Origin of the sequence: Microbacterium alkaliflavum (assembly GCF_044325405.1) — a bacterium.
Lineage (GTDB): Bacteria > Actinomycetota > Actinomycetes > Actinomycetales > Microbacteriaceae > Microbacterium > Microbacterium alkaliflavum.
Map to the genome: position 1 here is coordinate 869,824 of NZ_JBIQWL010000001.1, position 19,803 is coordinate 889,626.

8 protein-coding genes are annotated in these 19,803 nt (G+C 67.3%); all 8 read left to right on the forward strand.

The window, feature by feature from the left end:
• Nucleotides 1-288: 288 nt before the first annotated feature.
• The 8 genes from ACH3VR_RS03800 to ACH3VR_RS03835 are packed head-to-tail and all read left to right on the forward strand — an operon-like array spanning nt 289 to nt 19,738.
• Entirely contained in the window at nt 289-5,481 is a 5,193-nt protein-coding gene (locus ACH3VR_RS03800) for a DEAD/DEAH box helicase (RefSeq protein ID WP_396639413.1), read from the forward strand.
• On the forward strand, nt 5,478-8,330 hold the full coding sequence (locus ACH3VR_RS03805) for a helicase-related protein (RefSeq protein WP_396639414.1): 2,853 nt from the start codon (nt 5,478-5,480) through the stop codon (nt 8,328-8,330). The genes ACH3VR_RS03800 and ACH3VR_RS03805 overlap by 4 nt, the downstream gene beginning before the upstream one ends.
• Nucleotides 8,327-12,298, forward strand: coding sequence for an Eco57I restriction-modification methylase domain-containing protein (locus ACH3VR_RS03810; RefSeq protein ID WP_396639415.1), 3,972 nt, complete (start codon nt 8,327-8,329; stop codon nt 12,296-12,298). The genes ACH3VR_RS03805 and ACH3VR_RS03810 overlap by 4 nt, the downstream gene beginning before the upstream one ends.
• Nucleotides 12,295-13,158: a hypothetical protein gene (locus ACH3VR_RS03815; protein ID WP_396639416.1), complete on the forward strand. Its 864-nt coding sequence runs from the start codon at nt 12,295-12,297 to the stop codon at nt 13,156-13,158. Before ACH3VR_RS03810 ends, ACH3VR_RS03815 begins: the two co-directional genes overlap by 4 nt.
• On the forward strand, nt 13,151-15,469 hold the full coding sequence (locus tag ACH3VR_RS03820) for an McrB family protein (RefSeq protein ID WP_396639417.1): 2,319 nt from the start codon (nt 13,151-13,153) through the stop codon (nt 15,467-15,469). The genes ACH3VR_RS03815 and ACH3VR_RS03820 overlap by 8 nt, the downstream gene beginning before the upstream one ends.
• Nucleotides 15,466-16,668 carry an McrC family protein gene (locus ACH3VR_RS03825; RefSeq protein WP_396639418.1) on the forward strand — a complete coding sequence of 401 codons (1,203 nt, stop codon included), beginning with the start codon at nt 15,466-15,468 and terminating at the stop codon, nt 16,666-16,668. The genes ACH3VR_RS03820 and ACH3VR_RS03825 overlap by 4 nt, the downstream gene beginning before the upstream one ends.
• 13 nt (nt 16,669-16,681) lie before the next feature.
• Nucleotides 16,682-17,497 (forward strand): winged helix-turn-helix domain-containing protein, encoded by an 816-nt coding sequence (locus tag ACH3VR_RS03830; RefSeq protein WP_396639419.1) that lies wholly within the window; start codon nt 16,682-16,684, stop codon nt 17,495-17,497.
• A 27-nt stretch (nt 17,498-17,524) separates the two neighbouring features.
• Entirely contained in the window at nt 17,525-19,738 is a 2,214-nt protein-coding gene (locus ACH3VR_RS03835; protein WP_396639420.1) for a 3'-5' exonuclease, read from the forward strand.
• Nucleotides 19,739-19,803 lie beyond the last annotated feature (65 nt).

Sequence of the window (19,803 nt, forward strand, 5' to 3'; positions counted from 1 at the left end):
GAGTCTCCCCTTGGTAACCGTTGGAGTGAGAACCGTACCGGCTCGAGGGTCGCTTCCTCGTGCGAGGCCTCAACGGTCACCAGCGATACAAGCTGGCGTGATCCTCGATTCCGACCAACTTCGCATGGTGGATGACGGTGACGGCTTCCGGTCACTCGCGCCGGTCTATAGGCCGCCATGGATGGTCGAACGGTCCGGCGGTGACGTCACACGTCGATGCTCTTGGATAGGCTCGCGAGCGGGGATGCGCTTTCGGCCGGGTAGAGCATTGATGGGGAGAGTCCAGCGTTGGATGCGTTCAAGGTTCATCGAGACCTGATCGACGATTACCGTCGATTCACTGAAGGCTTTGTGGGGGCGGCCGACCCCCGGATCCGCCACTATCTCGAGAAGCAAAGCGTCGAGGGCCGCCAATGGCCGGACCCGTGGTTGTCGCTCAACCCCTCCTTCGCGCCGGGTGGGTCTGTCGACGAGCTCGTCAGCAGCGGCACGCTCCATCCCGATGCCGGGCGCGTGTTCCGCGTGAAGAAGTCGCTCACCGACGCCGGCGAGGGGTCACCGATCGTTTTCCACAAGCACCAGCGCGACGCAATCGAGACGGCGGCCACTCGCGAAAGCTATGTCCTCACAACGGGAACCGGCTCGGGTAAGTCTCTTGCCTATATCGTGCCGATTGTCGACCGCGTCCTTCGCGAGGGAACGGGCAAGGGCACGAAGGCGATCATCGTCTACCCGATGAACGCTCTCGCCAATAGCCAGCTCGAAGAGCTGAAGAAATTCCTGCATTTCGGATTCGACGGGAAGCCGCCTGTGACATTCCGCCGGTACACCGGCCAGGAGTCGCACGATGAGCGAGAGGAGATCCTCGCGTCTCCGCCGGACATTCTGCTGACCAACTACGTCATGCTCGATCTGGTCATGACGCGGCCCGACGAACGCCGGTCGCTCATCGCTGCCGCCAAGGGGCTGCAGTTCCTGGTTCTCGACGAGCTCCACACATACCGGGGCCGCCAGGGCGCGGATGTCGGGATGCTGGTGCGACGAGTGCGCGAGGCGTGTGACGCGGCCGAGACACTGCAGTGCGTCGGCACGTCGGCGACGATGTCGAGCGGCGGCACGCTCGCCGAGCAGCGGGCCGAGGTCGCACGCGTCGCGACGCAGATCTTCGGCACCGCTGTCGAGGCCGACGCCGTGATCACCGAGACTCTCGTACGCGCCGGCAGGGGAGACGAGGTCGGCGCTGATCAGCTTCGTCCTCTGATCGAACAGCGGGGGCAGACCGAGTCGCCCAAGGTCCAGCTCACCGCGGATGAACTGGCGACCGACCCGCTCGCGGGGTGGATCGAGCAGGAGTTCGGACTCGACACCGAAGCCGACAGCGGTTTGCTCGTCCGGCAGAAGCCGACGACCGTCGCCGCGGCGGCGACCGATCTCGCCACCCTGACAAACACCCCCCATGACATCGCAGCGAATGCGATCCGTGCCACCCTCCTCGCGGGTGCCAATGCGAAGAACTCCATCGGCCGCTCCTTCTTCGCGTTCCGGCTTCATCAGTTCCTCTCGAAGGGCGGGAACGTCTACGCAACCCCGGAATCGCCGGCGGATCGCGCGATCGAGACGAACTTCCAGGTCACGATGCCCGGTCCCCCCGAGCGCCGGCTTTATCCGCTCGCGTTCTGCCGGGAATGCGGACAGGAGTATCTCGTTGCGCGCCGGAGCGATCCCAAGGGCGCCGGCGTCGCGCACGCGCGACACCAGATCCGCACGACGGATCGCTCCGACGGGTACTTGTTCATTTCGGACGACCAGCCCTGGCCCGTCGATCCCGTGGAGGAGGGGCGTCTTCCCGGGTCGTGGCTCTCGACGACCGCCTCGGGCACGGGGGTCACGAAGCTTCGGGCGGCCGACATTCCTGAGCGCGCCGACGTCACGCCGGACGGCCTGCTCACGCCCCTCGGCGCCGATGAACAGGCGCAGAACACGCTCGCCGCGTGGATCCCCGGAACGTTCCGCTTCTGCCTCGCCTGCGGCGTCTCGTACGAAGCCGCCCGCACCTCCGAGTACACCAAGCTCGCGACCCTCGATCGCGAGGGGCGTAGCAGCGCGATGACGGTGCTCGCGACGTCGCTCCTCACGTCGCTGAAGTCGATTCCCGACGACGAGCTGCCGCCCCGGGCACGCAAACTCCTCACTTTCGTCGACAATCGGCAGGATGCTTCGCTCCAGGCCGGGCACCTCAACGACTTCGTCCAGGTCGCGCAGCTTCGCGGAGCGCTGCACAACGCCGTCGCAGACGCGGGCGACGCGGGCCTCGAGCTGATCGACGTCGGCGACCGGCTGGCCGACGCCCTCGCGCTCGCCCCGGCCGACTATCTTGCCGACCCCGAAGGGCTTGCGACCCGAGCAGGACGATCCGCCCTGAAGAAGGTGCTCGAGTATCGGGCGGTCACCGACCTTCAACGCGGCTGGCGCGTTACGCTCCCCAACCTCGAGCAGACCGGTCTCGTGATCGTCGACTACCCGATGTCTCGAGACCTGGCCGAGCGCCAGGACCTTTGGGAAGGCGCCGACTTCCGCCTGGCCGGCGCCGAGCCTAAACAGCGCGAGGAGGTCACCACGGTGCTCCTCGATGAGTTCCGGCGCGTGCTCGCGATCGACTCCGAAGCCCTCGCGATCGAGACGTTCGAACGACTCCAGCGCCAGAGCCGCGAATATTTGACGGGTCTCTGGGCGATCGGCGATCTCGAGCCGCCCGCGAGCGTCGGGCTCGCGATCCCGGCGGCCGGCGTCAAGGGGGGCGCCCGCAATGTGCTCACGCTGACCGGTCGCGGGGCGTACGGTCGGTGGCTGCGCGACAAGGATCGGTTCAACACGCCTCATAACCTGAGCGTCCCCGAGGGCGACGAGGTCATCGCCTCGCTCATCGCGGTTCTCGAGCGTGCCGGGATCATCACGAAGGTCGTCGACGAGAAGAGCTCGGGCTATCGGCTGCGATCCTCTGCGATCGTGCTCAAGCCCGGCAAGGGCGAGCACGGTGCTCCCGACCCGGTGCGCCGGCGCTTCCAGAACGAGCAGAAGCCGCGAGTGGTCGAGTACTTCCGCGACCTGTATCGCGACCACAGCCGCGATCTCGCGGGGCTTCGCGCGGCGGAGCACACCGCTCAGGTGCCGGCGGATATCCGCATGGAGCGCGAGAAGGCTTTCACGGATGCCGAGCTGCCGCTCCTCTTCTGCTCGCCCACGATGGAGCTCGGCGTCGACATCGCCGAGCTGAACGCGGTGGGCATGCGCAACGTTCCGCCGACGCCCGCCAACTACGCGCAGCGCAGCGGGCGCGCGGGTCGCTCGGGGCAGCCCGCGATCGTCATGACGTATTGCGCGACCGGCAATGCGCACGACACGTACTACTTCGACCGGTCCGAGCTCATGGTGGCCGGGCAGGTCGTGCCGCCTCGCCTCGATCTGGCGAACGAAGACCTCGTCCGGTCACACGTGCAGGCGATCTTCCTCGCCGAGGTGCTGGCGGTGAGCTCGAGGGGGCTCGGCAGCTCGATGAAGGATGTGCTCGTGCTCGACGACCCCGACCACCGGTATCCGATCGCACCGTCGCTGCGCTCCAAGCTCGAAGACGGGGGCGCGGCATCCCGTGCGGCTCGTTCCGCCGCCAACGTGCTCGCACCGCTGCGTGATGTGCTGCAGGCCGCGAGCTGGTGGTCGAATGCCTGGATCGACACCGTGATCGGCGGCGCCGCGGCCTCTTTCGACCGCGCGTGCGACCGCTGGCGCGACCTGTACGCCTCGGCTCGCGCGGAGCAGCAGGCCGCGTTCGAGCAGACCAAGAACATCTCGGCGACCAAGCGCGACCGCGATGATGCCGAGCGTCGCCAGCGCGAGGCGCGGCAGCGGATCGACCTGCTTCTCAACGACGCGGGCGACTCGGGGTTCAGCCAGTCCGACTTCTACACGTACCGGTATCTCGCATCCGAAGGGTTCCTTCCGGGGTATTCCTTCCCCCGCCTCCCGCTGGCGGCCTTCATCCCTGGTTGGGGTAACCGTCCGAGCAGCTGGCTGCAGCGTCCGCGCTTCCTCGCGATCTCGGAGTTCGGGCCGCAGTCACTGATCTATCACGAGGGAGCTCGGTACCAGGTGGTCCGCATCAGCCTGCCGCGAGAAGGCGGCGAGGCGGGCGGCGACGTCACGCTCACGACCGCGAAGATCTGCGAGTCGTGCGGCACGCACCACCTCGACACTCAGAACGTCGACGTGTGCGTCAGCTGTCAGACCCCCCTGCCGAGCGAGTGGAAGAACCTGCTGCAGCTGCAGACGGTGCTGACGCGACGCCGCGAGCGCATCAGCGCTGACGAAGAAGAGCGCAACCGCGTCGGGTACGAGCTGCGCACGACGTACCGGTTCGTTCCGCGCGCGGGTCACCCGGGCAAGGCCACGGCGAAGGCCGTGACGGATGCCGGCGCAAACGTGCTCGACGTGGTCTACGGCGACTCCGCCGATGTGCGTGTCACGAACCTCGGCCGACGGACGCGGAAGAAGGCCGATCTCCACGGGTTCTGGCTCGACACGGTCAAGGGCCGCTGGCTAAGCGAGAAGGAGGGGACGGGCGACAGCGACGCGGAGGAGACCGACGACGACGCACCGCTCCCTGCGGACGTGCACACGAAGGCGTTCGTCACGCCGTACGTCGAAGACCGCCGCAATATCGCGGTGCTCCGCTGGGTCACCACTGTCGACGACGCGCAGGCCGTTACGGCTCGCTGCGCGCTCGAGCGCGGGATCGAGGCGCGGTTCCAGCTCGAAGACTCCGAGCTCATGAGCGAGCAGCTTCCGGACGCCGAGGGCCGCGGTCGCCTGCTGCTCACGGAGGCGGCCGAGGGAGGGGCGGGGGTGCTGCGCCGTCTGCAGTCCGACGCGACGGCACTGGCGGATGCCGCTCGTGAGGCGCTGCGCATCATCCACGTCGACCCTGAGACGGGAGGCGACGTCGAGGGCGCCTGCGGTGCGGGCTGTTACCGATGTCTGCTGTCGTACTCGAATCAACTGGATCACGAGCGCATCGATCGGCGCACCGTCGTGCCCCTGCTCCTCGACCTGTCCCGCGCGAAGGTGAATCCCGACGATGTCGTGCAGGTGACACCGCCCCCGGCGCCGGAGGCCGACGAGGCGCCGAAGGCCGAACGCTTCCGAGTGCCTGCTCCGGAGTCCGCTCGCGCGGCCGCCTTCCTCCACCACCTTGAGCGCCGCGGCCTCAGGCTGCCGACGCACGGCGGGGATGAGGTGGACGGCCTTATCGTCGACTTCGTGTACGACAGCCCCAAGGCGGTGGTCGTCGTGCACGACGAGGTGGCTCAGGTCGATGCGAACGACCTTGTCTTCGCCGGCTATCAGGTGGTGACTGTGGGCGTCGACCGAGACTTCGACGACGTGATCGACGAGAACACGAGTGTGTTCGGAGAGGCATCGCAGTGACCGCGACTGATTTCGCCATCGGCTCCCTCGTGACGGCGCGCGGGCGCGACTGGGTCGTGCTCCCTGAGTCGGTCGAGGACTTCCTCCTGGCCAAGCCCCTCGGCGGCTCCGACGCCGAGATCACGGGCCTCATCCCGGCGGTCGAAGAGGTCACCGCCGCGAGCTTCGCGCCGCCGTCGGCGACGGACCGTGGCGATGACCGAAGCGGGCGGATGCTGCGCGAAGCGCTGCGCATCGGGTTCCGCTCGTCGGGCGGTCCCTTCCGGTCGCTCGCGAGCCTCAACGTCGATCCTCGCCCCTACCAGCTCGTGCCGCTTCTGCTCGGGCTCCGCCAAGATACCGTGCGGCTCCTGATCGCCGACGACGTCGGCATCGGAAAGACCGTCGAGGCGGGCCTCGTCGCGAGCGAGCTCCTGGCGCAGGGCACTGTGCAGCGCCTCGCGGTGCTCTGCCCGCCGAGCCTCGCCGAGCAGTGGCGCGCCGAGCTGTCGGAGAAGTTCGGACTCGACGCCCAGCTCGTGCTTCCCTCGACGATCACGCGCCTCGAGCGCTCCCTCGCGGTCGGTGAGGAGCTCTTCACCCGCTACCCCGTCACTGTCGTTTCCCTCGACTTCATCAAGTCCGAGCGTCATCGCTACGAGTTCCAGCGCACCGCGCCAGAGCTGATCATCGTCGACGAAGCGCACACCGTCGCGGCCGACGACAGCGGCAAGGGGTCGGCTGGGCGCACGCAGCGGTACCACCTCATCCGGTCTCTCGCGGACGACAGGTCGCGTCACCTCGTGCTCACGACCGCCACTCCGCACAGCGGAAACGACGGCGCCTTCCGCAACCTGATCGGCCTGCTCGACGACGACCTCAAGACAGTCGACCTCTCGAGCGAGGGCGGTCGGCGCCTGCTCGCGCAGCACATGGTGCAGCGCCGCCGCGGCGACATCCGCGACTATCTCGGTGCCGAAACGCAGTTCCCGAAAGACCGCCAGACAAGCGAGGTCGCGTACCAGCTGTCGGCCGCACACCGGGAGTTCTTCGACGACGTCCTGCAGTACATCCGCGGACAGGTGCAGGACAGGTCCGGCACGAAGCTCCAGCAGCGCGTGCGGTGGTGGTCGGCGCTCGCGCTCCTGCGCGCGATGGCCTCGTCGCCCGCGGCCGCCGCGATGACGCTGCGCACACGCGCCGCAACAAAAGAGGCGGAGACGGATGCCGAGGCCGACCTGGTCGGCGCCGCCGAGGTGCTCGACCAGTTCGAAGACGAGGGCGCGGATGCCGCCGACCTCGTGCCGGGCGCCGAGCACGAGGCATCCGAGGCATCCCTGCTGCGCGCATACGCCGATCGCGCGGACGCGCTCGTCGCGAGCCCCGCCGACGACGCGAAGCTCGCGCTCCTGATCAAGCAGGTCAAGGCCCTGCTCAAAGACGGATTCAGCCCGATCGTGTTCTGCCGGTTCATCCAGACGGCGAAGTACGTGCACGAGCACCTGGTCGGGGCTCTGCGCGGGGTCGCGGTCGAGGTCGTGACGGGTGAACTCCCCTCCGAAGAGCGCGCCGCCCGAATCGCCGCACTCGCGAGCCGGTCGGAGGGCGCGAGCCGTGTGTTGGTCGCGACGGACTGCCTGTCCGAGGGCGTGAACCTGCAGGCGGACTTCCAGGCCGTCGTGCACTACGACCTCGCGTGGAACCCCACGCGCCACGAGCAGCGGGAAGGGCGCGTCGATCGCTTCGGCCAGCCGCGCGACATCGTGCGGGCGCAGACGATCTACGGCGCCGACAACGGCATCGACGGCATCGTGCTCGACGTCCTGATCCGCAAGCACGAGAAGATCCGTCGCGATCTCGGCATCAGCGTGCCCGTGCCCGCTCGGAGCGACGAGGTTCTCAGCGCCCTGCTCGAGGGCTCCGTCATGCGCGGCAGCGGCTATGAGCAGCTCGCGTTCGATTTCGAACTCGACGACGGGGCGGTCAAGGACTTCGACGCCGAATGGGAGTCGAGCGCCGAGAAGGAGAAGCAGAGCCAGACGATGTTCGCGCAACGCACGATCCGGCCCGACGAGGTCAAAGAGGCGATGGATGCCGCGCGCCGCAGCCTCGGCGCTCCGGGCGATGTCGAGCGCTTCGTGCGCGACGCACTCAGCGAGCTGCGCGCGCTCGTCTCGCCGGCGGAGTTTGGCTTCGACGCCGACCTCTCGCAGGTGCCGGTGCAGGTCTCCGAGGCGCTGACGTCGGCCGACGGACGCCGGGTCACCGCCTTCCATCGAGACCTGCCAGCACCGCGCGGGTCGGCGGTGCTGCAGCGCACCGATCCGACGGTCGCGGCCCTCGCGAACTATGTGCTCAACAGCGCACTCGACTCGACGCTCGACGCGAGGGATCGTCCGGCCAAGCGCGCGGGCATCCTCACGACGAACGCCGTCTCCAACCTCACGGTCGCGCTTCTCATGCGGTTCCGCACGCATCTTGTGCTGCCGTCGAAAGATGGCCCCCGCACGACGCTCGCCGAGGAGGCGCGCGTCGTGGCGTTCCGCGGCAAGCCCTCGGCTCCCGAGTGGCTGACGGATGCCGAGGTGGAGCACCTGTTGGCGGCGGAGCCCAGTGCGAACACGCCCGCCGACGTCGCCGAGAACACGCTCGCGGCAGTCATCCGCGCGCTCCCCGTGATTCGGGAGCAGCTCTCCGAGCGCGCCGAGCAGCTCGCCGCGCAGCTCGAGGCCGACCACGTGTCGGTGCGCGTCGCGGCGCGCGGCGAGCGTGCGGGTGCGCTCTCTGTGCGGGGGCTCGCGGTGCGCGCGCAGCTACCGCCCGACGTGCTCGGCGTGTACGTATACCGCCCGGCGGGAGGCGCGGCATGAACGGCGACCTGCAAGGCATTCATCTCATTGGCGGGGTGCTGCCGGCGGCGCTGCTCGGGCGCATCCACGCCAACGAGCTGTCGAACGCCCAGAGCATCTCGGGTGCCTCGTACCACCTCGTCGGCAACGAGAAGCCGAAGGATGCCGCTGCGCGCGCCTGGTCGTACCTGCGCGGCGCGTGGACGGCTTGGCGCGACGCGGTCGCGAAGGACCCCGGCACGCCGGGCACGGGCACGGCCCGCGAGAAGTGGTTGCTCGTGCTGCTCGACGAGCTCGGCTACGGGCGGCTTCCCGCCACCCGCCATGAGGTGATCGACGGCGTCGAATACCCCATCTCTCATCGCTGGCACCACGTGCCGATCCACCTGCTCGGGCCGGGCGTTGACCTCGATAAGCGCAATCCCGGCGTGCCCGGCGCGGCCCGCGCGCCGCAGGCGATGCTGCAGGAGTACCTCAACCGCACCGACGCCGACCTGTGGGGCATCCTGAGTAATGGCCTGCGGCTGCGGCTGCTGCGCGACTCCACCGCGTTCGCGGGGTCGGCGTACGTCGAGTTCGACCTCGAGGCGATCTTCGACGGCGAGCTTTACTCCGAGTTCCAGCTGATGTGGCTGCTGTGCCACGTGTCGCGCGTCGAGAAGCGCAGCGGTCAGGATGCCGGCGCGGGCGACTGCTGGCTCGAAGAGTGGCGGGCAGAGGCTGCCGAAGCCGGCACCCGCGCGCTCAATCGCCTGCGCGAGGGCGTCGAGTCGGCAATCACGACGTTCGGCTCGGGATTCCTCGGCCATCCCGCCAACGGCTGGTTGCGCGATGCCCTTCAGAACGGGTCGCTCACCGACCGCGAGTACCACAAGGCTCTCCTGCGGCTCATCTATCGGCTGCTCTTCCTGTTCGTGGCCGAGGATCGGGGCGCGCTGCTCGATCCCGCCGCGCCGCGCGAGGCGCGCGAGCGGTACGGCGAGTACTTCTCGACGGCCCGCCTTCGCCGGCTGTCCCGCCTGCGCTCGGGCGGCGCGCACCCCGACATGTGGCGCAGCCAGCGCATGGTGCTCGCAGCGCTCGGCGGTCGAGGGATGCCGCAGCTCGGCATTCCCGCTCTGGGAGGCCTGTTCGATCCCGACCGTCGCGCGCCCGAGGTCGAAGGAGCGCCCGCCCGCGACCTGCTGCTCGGCGCCGAGATCACGAACAAGAACGTGCTGAGCGCGATCCGGCGCCTTGCGTGGATCCTTGTGCCCGGTCAGCGCGCGCAGCCCATCGACTACCGGCACCTCGGGGCGGAGGAACTCGGCGGTGTGTACGAGTCGCTCCTCGAGCTGGTGCCGCGCGTCGACCTCGCGACCAAGCGGTTCTCGCTCGAGCACCTCTCTGGCAACGAGCGCAAGACGACGGGCTCGTACTACACGCCGCCGTCGCTCGTATCGGCGCTACTCGACGCGTCGCTCGACCCAGTGCTCGACGAGGCCGTCGCGTTGGGCAGCACCCCGCAGGAGCGCGAGGCCAATCTGCTTGCGGTCACAGTGTGCGACCCCGCGAGCGGGTCGGGCGGCTTCCTCGTCGCGGCCGCTCGCCGCATCGCGCGCCGGCTCGCGCAGGTGCGATCCGACGAAGACGAGCCTACTCCCGAGGCGGTGCAGCACGCCCTGCACGACGTGGTCGCTCGCTGCGTCTACGGCGTCGACATGAACGACCTCGCCGCCGAGCTCGCGAAGGTGTCGCTGTGGCTTGAAGCGCTCGAGCCGGGCAAGCCGCTCGGCTTCCTCGACGCGCGCATCCGCGTCGGCAATAGCCTGTTCGGCGCCACGCCGACGCTCATCGCCGAGGGCGTGCCCGAGGCCGCGTTCAAGGAGCTCGAGGGCGACGACAAGAAGCACGCTGCCGACGTACGTAAACGCAACAAGAACGAGGCGACGGGGCAAGGCCTGCTTTCCTGGGCTGACCCGAATTCGCTCGCGGCCGAGAGTCAACGCGAGCGCGAGCTTCTTCTGGCGCCGAGCGACGATGTGGACGACATCCGCTCCCGGGGAGACTCGTGGGAGTCCTACCTTGCCTCGCGCGCCCGCCTGGCGCTCAAGCGGCAAGCGGATGCCTGGGGAGCAGCGTTCGTGTGGCCGCTGCAGAAGGGTGGCCCCTTGGAGCCCACCTCGGGTGTGATGCGCGCCATGCTCGACGATGACGCTGAAGTGCAATACCCCGAGACGGTCGATGCCGTCGCCCGCCTCGCAGACGAGTACCGGTTCTTCCACTGGCATCTGGAGTTCCCCGAGGTGTTCGGCGCGACGACCGGCGAGGGCCGCGGCCCAGAGGGCTGGGCTGGCGGCTTCACCTGCATGCTGGGCAACCCGCCGTGGGAGCGCGTGAAGCTGCAAGAGCAGGAGTTCTTCGCGGCGCGCGACGAAGACATTGCGAAGGCGCCGAACGCGGCGGCGCGCAAGCGGCTGATCGACAAGCTCCAGCAGGGCGGCGAGGCCGATGTGCTCTTGTACGAGGAGTTCCTCGCCGAGCGGCGTCGGGCCGAAGGCGTGAGTGCATTCCTCCGGCTGTCCGGGCGCTACCCGCTCAACGGCCGTGGCGATGTGAACACGTACGCGGTGTTCGCGGAGTTGTTCCGCAGCATGACGGCGCCAGAAGGTCGATCTGGGGTGATCGTGCCGACCGGCATCGCGACCGATGCCACGACCCAGTATTTCTTCAAGGACCTCGTCGAGAACAAGTCGCTCGTCGCGCTCTACGACTTCGACAACACGAAGAAGCTGTTCGCCGACGTCGACTCACGCACCAAGTTCTGCATCCTCAGCACAAGCGGACGGGCGGTCGCGACTCCGGCGGCGCAGTTCGCGTTCTTCCTGAACGATCCGCTGCAGATCGAGGCATCCCGTTTCACTCTGACGCCTGAAGAGATCACGCTCCTCAACCCCAACACGGGCACAGTGCCGATCTTCCGCACACGCCGCGACGCCGAGATCACCCTCGGTATTTACCGACGCGTGCCCGTTCTCATCAACGAGAACGACCCCGTCAACGGCAACCCCTGGGGCGTGTCATTCATGACGATGTTCCACATGTCCAATGACTCGCACCTCTTCCACACCCGCGAACAGCTCGAGGCCGACGGCTGGACCCTGAAGGGCAACATCTTCGAACGCCCAAAAGCCCAGGCGGGAGCTGATCGAATGCTCCCGCTCTACGAGGCGAAGATGTTCCACCAGTACGACCACCGCTGGGCGACCTACGACGGCCTGGACACCCGCGACGTGACTGCGCAGGAGAAGCAAGACGTCGACTTCGTTGTGCTGCCTCGGTACTGGGTTGCGGACGAGCAGGTAAATCAGCGGCTGACGGGTGAATGGAACCAGCCCTGGCTCCTATGCTTCCGCGATATCGCACGAGCGACTGATGTTCGGACGATGATCCCGTCCGCGATCCCGCGAACCGCCGTCGGACATAAGGCGCCGCTCATTAGATCCAGTCGGCCTCTTGTTACCTTGGCGATCTTGAGTAGCTACGTGCTTGATTACATCGCTCGCCAGAAGGTCGGCGGAACCAGCATGACGTACTTCATCGTTAAGCAGCTGCCGGTACTCCCGATCGAGTTGCTTTCGCGGCCCGCACCCTGGGACCACCGATTGCACCTGGGGGAGTGGATAGAGCACCGAGTCATGAGACTCATCTCATCAGGCAGCGACGTCGCCTCGTGTGCATCCATACCGATCACAGGATGGCACGACGACGCTAGGGAGCGGGCGAGGAACGACTTGGACGCGGCTTTCCTCTTCCTGTTTGGCGTTTCGGACGGAGATGCGGAACACATCCTCGATGCCTTTCCGATTGTTCGCCGCCAAGAGGAGGCGGCACACGGCTCCTTTCTGACGAAGGAGCAAGTTCTTGGCACACTTGCAAACCTTCGGGAAGCCGTCTCAACGGGAGTCCCTTATCGAACAAAAGCACTCTCAACGGGTGAGAAGGCATGAGCGCCGCGGTCGATCGTATGCTTCCGCTCTACGAAGCCAAGATGATCGCAAAGTTCGACCACCGGGATGCAGGGGTGGTGAAGAGCCAAACGGCCGCTAAGCGCCAAAATCAGCCGAGCTACTTATCCGAAGCTGACCACCAAGATCCGTGGCTCAATCCCGTGCCCGGCTACTGGGTAGCCGAGCATTCAGTTCCCGGCAGCCTCCCGTCGCGCCTCCTAGGATTCTCGAACGTCACTAGCCCCACCAACCAGCGCACGATGATCGCTGCTCAGCTGCCGCGAGTGGGTGCTGGGCATAGTCTTCCTCTGATATTCGCCTCGAACACGCTCCTGTTGTGCGCCATCCTTAACTCCTTCGTGTTTGATTACGTCGCGCGGCAGAAGGTCGCCGGCGTGAACTTCAGCTATATGTACCTGCGACAGCTTCCAGTCCCGCCCCCGCGTGTCTTCGACCGCTCAACACCTTGGGATGCACAGGACGCGCTACGCGATTGGTTGGAGTCGCGCGCCGAGGAGCTCGTCGCCACTTCCTGGGACCTGCCGGCCACTCGCGGAGATACCCCGAATCCGTTTGTCTGGAGCGAATCGCGCCGTGCGGTTGTACTCGCGGAGATCGACGCGGCCCTCTTTCACGTCTACGGCGTGGAGCGCGGAGACGTCGACTACATCATGGACACGTTCCCGATCGTCAAGCGCAAGGACGAGGCCCAGTACGGCGAGTACCGCACGAAGCGGCTGATCCTCGAGAACTACGACCGCATGCAGGAGTGCATGGACAACGGCACCGAGTTCGTGTCGACGCTCAATCCCCCGCCGGGCTTCGGGCCGCGGCATCCGGAAAGGACCATCGATGCCTGATCGCGACACGACGTACGAGCGCGGAGTCGGCGCGAACCCCACGATCGATGCGGCGGCCTGGAGGATCATCGGGCCGGGTCTGCGGGGTGAGCCGTCTCCGCTGCTGCCGTCGCAGCCGACGTGGACCGCGTCCAACGCGGTTGACCTGCGCCACCGGGTCTCGCAGAACAACGTGAGTCCCGCGAGCTTCCTCGAAAAACTTCGGGGCGAACTCGAGGGGGCATCCGACGGTGTCATCGTCCTCGCCGCCGAACTGCTCTACCTGCAGGTACTGCCGCTTGTGAACGTGGGCGCGAAGACCAAGATCGAGCGCGTTGGGACGGTGCTCGCGTGGACGGCGAGCGGCGCCCGCCTCGATGTCGGCCTGCTCGCGGGTCTCGAGGCCGAGGGTACTTTCCACGGCGGGGCGGGGTTCAACATCCGCATCTGGCAGCACGTTCCGTGGCTGTGCCGTTTCGTGGAGCATTGGACGACGCTGGATGCCGCGACCCGAGAGCAGGCGCTGCGCAACCCGTGGGCCTTCCGCGATGTTGCCCTCGCGACCCCCGGGAACGACGAGACCGCGCTCCGCCTCTCCTTTCAGGAGCTCGTGTGGCCCGGCTACTTCGACAACGTCGTGAAGCAGGACCATCGCCGACGTATTCGCGATGCCTTCGCCCATCACCTGAGCCTCGGCGAAGGCGACGCGGATGCCGACGTCGACTACGACCTGTGGCGCATCCGGCAAGACGTGCAGGAGCCCGACCAGCCCCGGGTCGATTGGTACGCGAGCCCGTACGTCGACGCGTGGGGTGGCGTTCTTCCGCCGCGCAAGGCAGCGGAAGGCAGGCGGGCGTGGCTCGTTCGGTCGGGCCAGGGCGGTGCTCCGCTCGCCGAGCGGTGGCGTGACGAGTCGTTCGTGTCGCTCCCGGCGACGAATCTCCGCGTCGATCTCGAGCACGCCACCGAGACCTCGATCCGCGAGGCCGTCGAGTCGGGCTACACGCATCTCGACTACGCGCAGCGGCTGCAGCTCACGCAGGCCGACCAGGCGTTCATCCTCCGCATGGCGCCTGACGACATCATCCTCACTGTCTCGGGCGACAAGGCGTGGATCGGCTCCGTCGCCGGCGATCCGCTGTGGGCCGAGCTCGACGGATCGCGCCTGCGACGCCCGGTCGACTGGCTCCAGGAGCCGATCGACAAGGCGAAGCTGCCCGAGCCAGTGCCCGGCATGCTCGATAAGCAGGGCGACGTCGTCGAGCTGACGACCGCGCTCGAGCCGCTCGCGGCGCTCGCTGACAGACTGACCGACGTCGCGGACGAAGACGACGTGGAAGAGGCGGCACCGACCGCACGCGGGCCGGTTCTCGCCAGCATCCCGCTCGTGACCGCCGACCTCGCCGCAAGCCTGCACATGCCGGCCGAGACGCTGCAGGAGTGGCTCGACGTCCTCGCCGACCGCCGTCAGATCGTGCTCTACGGTCCGCCCGGGACAGGCAAGACGTTCGTGGCAGAAGCGCTAGGGCGGCACATCGTGGGGGCCGACAGCAACCACTTGCGCACGGTGCAGTTCCATCCCTCGTACGCCTACGAGGACTTCTTCGAGGGCCTGCGCCCGACCGTCGAAGACGGAAACGTCACCTACCAGGTCGTGCCCGGCCCGCTCCGCACCCTCGTCGCCGAGGCGACGAGCCCTGGAAACGAGTCCACGCCGTACGTGCTCGTCATCGACGAGATGAACCGCGCGAACCTCGCCAAGGTTTTCGGTGAGCTGTACTACCTGCTCGAGTACCGCGACCAGTCGATCAGCCTGCAGTACAGCAGAGACGGCGACTTCCGGCTGCCGAAGAACCTGTTCATCATCGGCACCATGAACACGCTCGACCGGTCGATCTCGATGGTGGATGCCGCCATCCGCCGCCGCTTCCCGTTCGTCGAGCTGCATCCCGCGGTCGAGCCGGTGTCGAATGTGCTCCGCAACTATCTGTCGGCGCAGAAATCGGACGACCGGCGCGCTCGTCTGCTCGAGGCGCTCAACGAGCGGATCGATGAGCGGGACCTGCAGATCGGCCCGTCGTACCTCATGAAGGAATCCGCGCGACACGACTCTGGGCTTGAGCGCATCTGGAAGTACGACATCCTGCCGCTGCTCGACGACCACTTCTACGGCATGCAGACCCCCGAGCAGGTCCGCGCGCAGTTCGGGCTCGACCCGCTGCTCGCGAGACTGTCGGCCGCGCCGGTCGGCCCGGTCGACGTCGTTCTCGACCAGGAGAACGTCATCGAGGTGGATGAACTCGGCGTGGGTGAGGAGTCGCCTGACGCATGAGTGAGGTGCGACGGCTGGCGCTTGCCGAGTCGTTCGAGCCGTTCGCGGCCGAGCTCTCGGAGGCTAAGGCACGCGCTCTTCACGGCAGTCGCCTCGTGAATGTCGTGCGGGCGGGTGCGGGGACCGCCGTGCTGCAACCGAGCGGGCGGGTCGGCGCTGTGCGGATCGGTGACCTGCAGGTCGAGGTGTGGCCGAAGGAGAAGGTGAAGCTCGCCCACCTCATCTTCATGCTCGGGTACGCGGCCGACCCCGGGTTCCGGCCCGAGGAGGTCAACGCCGAAGGGTACGACGAGCTGTGGCCCGCGCTGGCCGAGTCGCTCGCACGAGTGTGCGATCGGGCGCTGCGCGCGGGAGTGCTGCAGGGCTATCGCACGGTCGAGGAGTCGTCGATCGTCGTGCGCGGCCGCATCCGCGTCGCAGACCAGCTCCGGCGGCAGCCAGGACAGATCTCCCGCACCGAGATCGCCTATGACGAGTACATGACCGACATCGTGGAGAACCGTATCCTGCGCACGGCGCTGCGCCGCATGCGAGCCGTGCCGCGGCTGCGGTCAGGCGTCGCCTCTCAGCTGTCGCACCTCGACAATCGGCTCGACGGAGTCGCCGTCCTCCGGCACGGCGAGCCGCTTCCTTCGTGGCGGCCCACGCGTCTCAACGCGCGGTACGTGCCGGCGCTCCGTTTGGCTGAGCTCGTCCTTCGGAATACGTCGGCACAGGCGGGCGACGACGGTGTCGAGATCGCCGCGTTCGTCGTGTCGATGTGGAAGGTCTTCGAGGACTTCGTCACCGTCGCGCTCCGCGAGGCGATCACAGAGCGCGGTCGCCGGGCAGTCGCCCAGAAACGGTGGCACTTCGACGAGCCGCGCACCGACGGCGTGAGCCGCGTTCCGATGGCGATCGACCTGCTCGAGTACGACGGGGCACTCCCGGTGATGGTCTACGACGCGAAGTACAAGGCCGCATCACCCGACGGCCGCTACCCCAACGCCGATTTCTACCAGATGCTCGCCTACTGCACGACAACGGGCCTCGACAGGGCGGTGCTGGTGTACGCACAAGGCGGTCAGCCCGTCGACCGGCGAGTGTTGAACTCACCGGTGACGATCCGCGAATGGCCGCTCGACCTGTCGTTGTCCCCGAGCGAGATGCTGGACTCTATTCGCAGCGCGATCGCTCGGGCGCACGCCGCGATCGATTGAAGGGAAATGAGACATGCTTCCGAGCGAAGACGAGACCGCCGACGAACTCCTGCGGCTCCTAGCGGAGCGGCCCGGGTATCGAGGGACGCCTGGGCAGTGCTACGGACCATTGGCAAAGCGCTTCCCCCAAATCACCGATGCCGATCTCCGGGCCCGCGTGCAATCGGGAGATAACCATTGGGAGAACCGCGTGCGGTTCGCCAGGAACCGACTCGTCAAGCGGGGGCTGATCTTCAAGCCGGGCGAGGGTACTTGGCACGAGCGCGGTGTCTGGGAATTGACCTCCAGCGGCATCGACGTGGCGCGGCGCCTCGGTGCGACGGGCTCGAGTAGCGGTTCGGGAGTAACCGGTTCGCGGGCATCGCGGGGTGTGGTCGTCAAGTCCATGGCCCAGGAAAGCGACGGCATCCTGCTCGGCTGGAATCGCGACGTCTGGGACGATTGGCCCGACACCTACGAGGGCATGGTGAATCGGCTGATGGCAGGCGACCGGTACACGACGCGGTGGTCAGTGGGAAAGCGACTCGACGTGCCTCCAAAGACGGAGGCCTGGCTGTTGCGACAGGGTGGGCCGTTCGGCCTCATCGGGCACGGCATCGTGACGTCTAACACGTTCGTCGATGCCCATTTCGCAAACGACGGTGAGACCTCTCGCTACGTGAACGTCGAGTTCGATGTGCTTCTCCCCGAGAGCGACCTCCTGCCTCGTGACCAGCTCGAGCACCTCATCCCCGAGGTCAAGTGGCGGCATCAGTTCACCAGCGGAAATCGAGTCCCCGCACCCGTGAACGCCCGCCTGAAGCAGCTCTGGAACGGGCACACCTCTTAGCCCGCCACCTCCGAGGACCATCGCCCAGTGCCCGAAGTAACGCTCTCCAAGACTGACGACCACAAGCTCGACAGCACGGTGCAGTCGAAGGTGCTCACGTTCCTCATGAAGCTGCGGGAGGACGACTCCTCCGTCGGTCTTCACATCGAGAAGATGGAGGACCAGAAGGACCCTCGTGCGCGAACCGGTCGCGTCAACAAGTCGTGGCGGGCTGTGCTGTTCCGACTCGACCACGACGGTGAACGCACATATGTGTACACCGGTACATACGAGCACGACGAGGCGATCGAGCGTGCGCGCACGCGTGTGCTGCGAACGAATCCGGTCACCCACATCGCGGAGATCATCGACGCATCGGCACCGGCGGTCGACGCGGCGACGGAACCTGCTCACGTTGCGGCACCGGCGAAGAAGCCTTCGTACCTCGGCGAACACGGCTATCCGGTCGCAGACCTGATCAGCGGGCTAGGGTTCGAGAAGGCCGACGCCGCGCGCCTCTACGAAGCCGAATCGGAGGATGCTCTGGCGGCGCTCGCGGACGGATTCGAGAATGAGTGGCAGCGACTGGCCATCCTCGGCATGGCAGTGGGCGACACCATCGCGAAGATCCGCGGCGACCTCGGCCTCGAAGTGCCCGACTCCGAGATGGCCGACGAGGGCGGGGAGACCGCCGCCGACGAGGAGCGCGGTGACGCCGAACTCCTCGATGCGCTCAAGAGCCCCGCGAGCCAGATGCAATTCACGCTCGTCGGCGACGACGAAGAGCTGCGCCGCATCCTTGAGGAAGGCGACTTCGGCGCGTGGCGCGTCTTCCTCCATCCCGAGCAGGTCAGGTACGTCGAACGCGACTTCAACGGGCCGTTCCGGCTCACCGGCGGTGCGGGAACGGGCAAGACAGTAGTGCTGCTGCACCGCGCCCGGCGGCTCGCGCTGGCCGAGTCCGGGGCGCGTGTCGTGCTGACCACGTTCACGAAGGCGCTCGCCGGGATGCTTCGGCGCGACCTCGCACGGCTTGACGAAGGCATCCCGCAAACCTCGTCTCTGGGTGGACCCGGTGTGTACGTCACAGGAATCGATGCGCTCGCAGCGGCCGTTCGCGATCGCGCGGGCAACGACTTCTGGTCGGTCGGTGGGGAGGCGGTGTTCGGAGCTGCGATCACCGAGCGCACGTCGATGGTGTCGAACAGTCAGGGATGGGATGCCGCGGCATCCGTTCTCGGCGACGCTCCTGCAGAGATCACGAACCCCGCCTTCCTCGAAGCCGAGTACGTGCAGGTGATCCTGCCGCAGCGCGTGCGGACCCTTTCGGAGTACCTTGCCGCTCGGCGACCGGGCCGCGGCGTCGCGCTGGATCGCGCTCGACGCGCGGCGGTCTGGGCGGCCGTCGAGGCGTACCGCACGAATGCCGCGAAGGCGCGGCGACTGACGTGGGCCGAGCTGTCTGCGATGGCATCCGCGTTCCTCGAATCTCGCGCGGGCGAGGCGCCAGCCGATCACGTGCTCATCGACGAGGGGCAGGATCTCAGCCCGCTGCACTGGCAGCTCGTCCGTGCGCTCGCTCCGGCCGCGACGAACGACGTCTTCATTGCCGAGGACGTGCACCAGCGCATCTACGGGCACCGGATCGTGCTGGCGAGATACGGGATCAAGGTCGTGGGGCGGTCGCGGCGACTGACGCTGAACTACCGGACGACGCACGAGAACCTGCTGTACGCGCTCGGCGTGCTCGAAGACGCGGAGTACATCGACACCGCCGAGGAGACGGAGACGAGCCACGGGTACCGCTCCGCTCGTCGCGGGCCCGTGCCACGGGTGATCGGCAGCGATCACGTCTGGGAGCAGACGGATGCCGTCGCCCGCACGATTGCTGACTGGCAGGCGGCCGGCGTGGGAGATTCAATCGCGATTCTCGGCCGCACGACGGTGGCGCTCAAGCGACTGCAGCGCCAGCTGGACGACCGCGGCATCGCGACGGCGTTGTATGGCGAAGCCATCAAGCCGGGGACGCCCCTGCTCGTGACGATGCACAGCGCCAAGGGGCTCGAGTTCTCTCGAGTTGTTCTCTTCGACGTATCGGAGGGATCGGTGCCGTTACCGTTGGCTCTGCACGGGCTCACGGGTACCGACCTCGAGGACGCGATGCTCCGCGAGCGGTCGCTTCTGTATGTGGCTGCGTCTCGTGCGCGGGACGAGTTAGTGGTGACCTGGGCGGGGAGCCCATCCGGACTGTTGCGGAGCTGAAGTCTGCGGGTGCGCCGAGCCAGGACAGCCGCCTCTACCTCGAGGAGGGGGCTCGACGGCGAGCG

Bases quoted from the DNA above. Each gene is read 5' to 3' on its own strand.
- ACH3VR_RS03830 (WP_396639419.1), top strand. From the start codon at position 16,682: ATGCTTCCGAGCGAAGACGAGACCGCCGACGAACTCCTGCGGCTCCTA.
- ACH3VR_RS03815 (WP_396639416.1), top strand. From the start codon at position 12,295: ATGAGCGCCGCGGTCGATCGTATGCTTCCGCTCTACGAAGCCAAGATG.
- ACH3VR_RS03810 (WP_396639415.1), top strand. From the start codon at position 8,327: ATGAACGGCGACCTGCAAGGCATTCATCTCATTGGCGGGGTGCTGCCG.
- ACH3VR_RS03820 (WP_396639417.1), top strand. From the start codon at position 13,151: ATGCCTGATCGCGACACGACGTACGAGCGCGGAGTCGGCGCGAACCCC.
- ACH3VR_RS03825 (WP_396639418.1), top strand. From the start codon at position 15,466: ATGAGTGAGGTGCGACGGCTGGCGCTTGCCGAGTCGTTCGAGCCGTTC.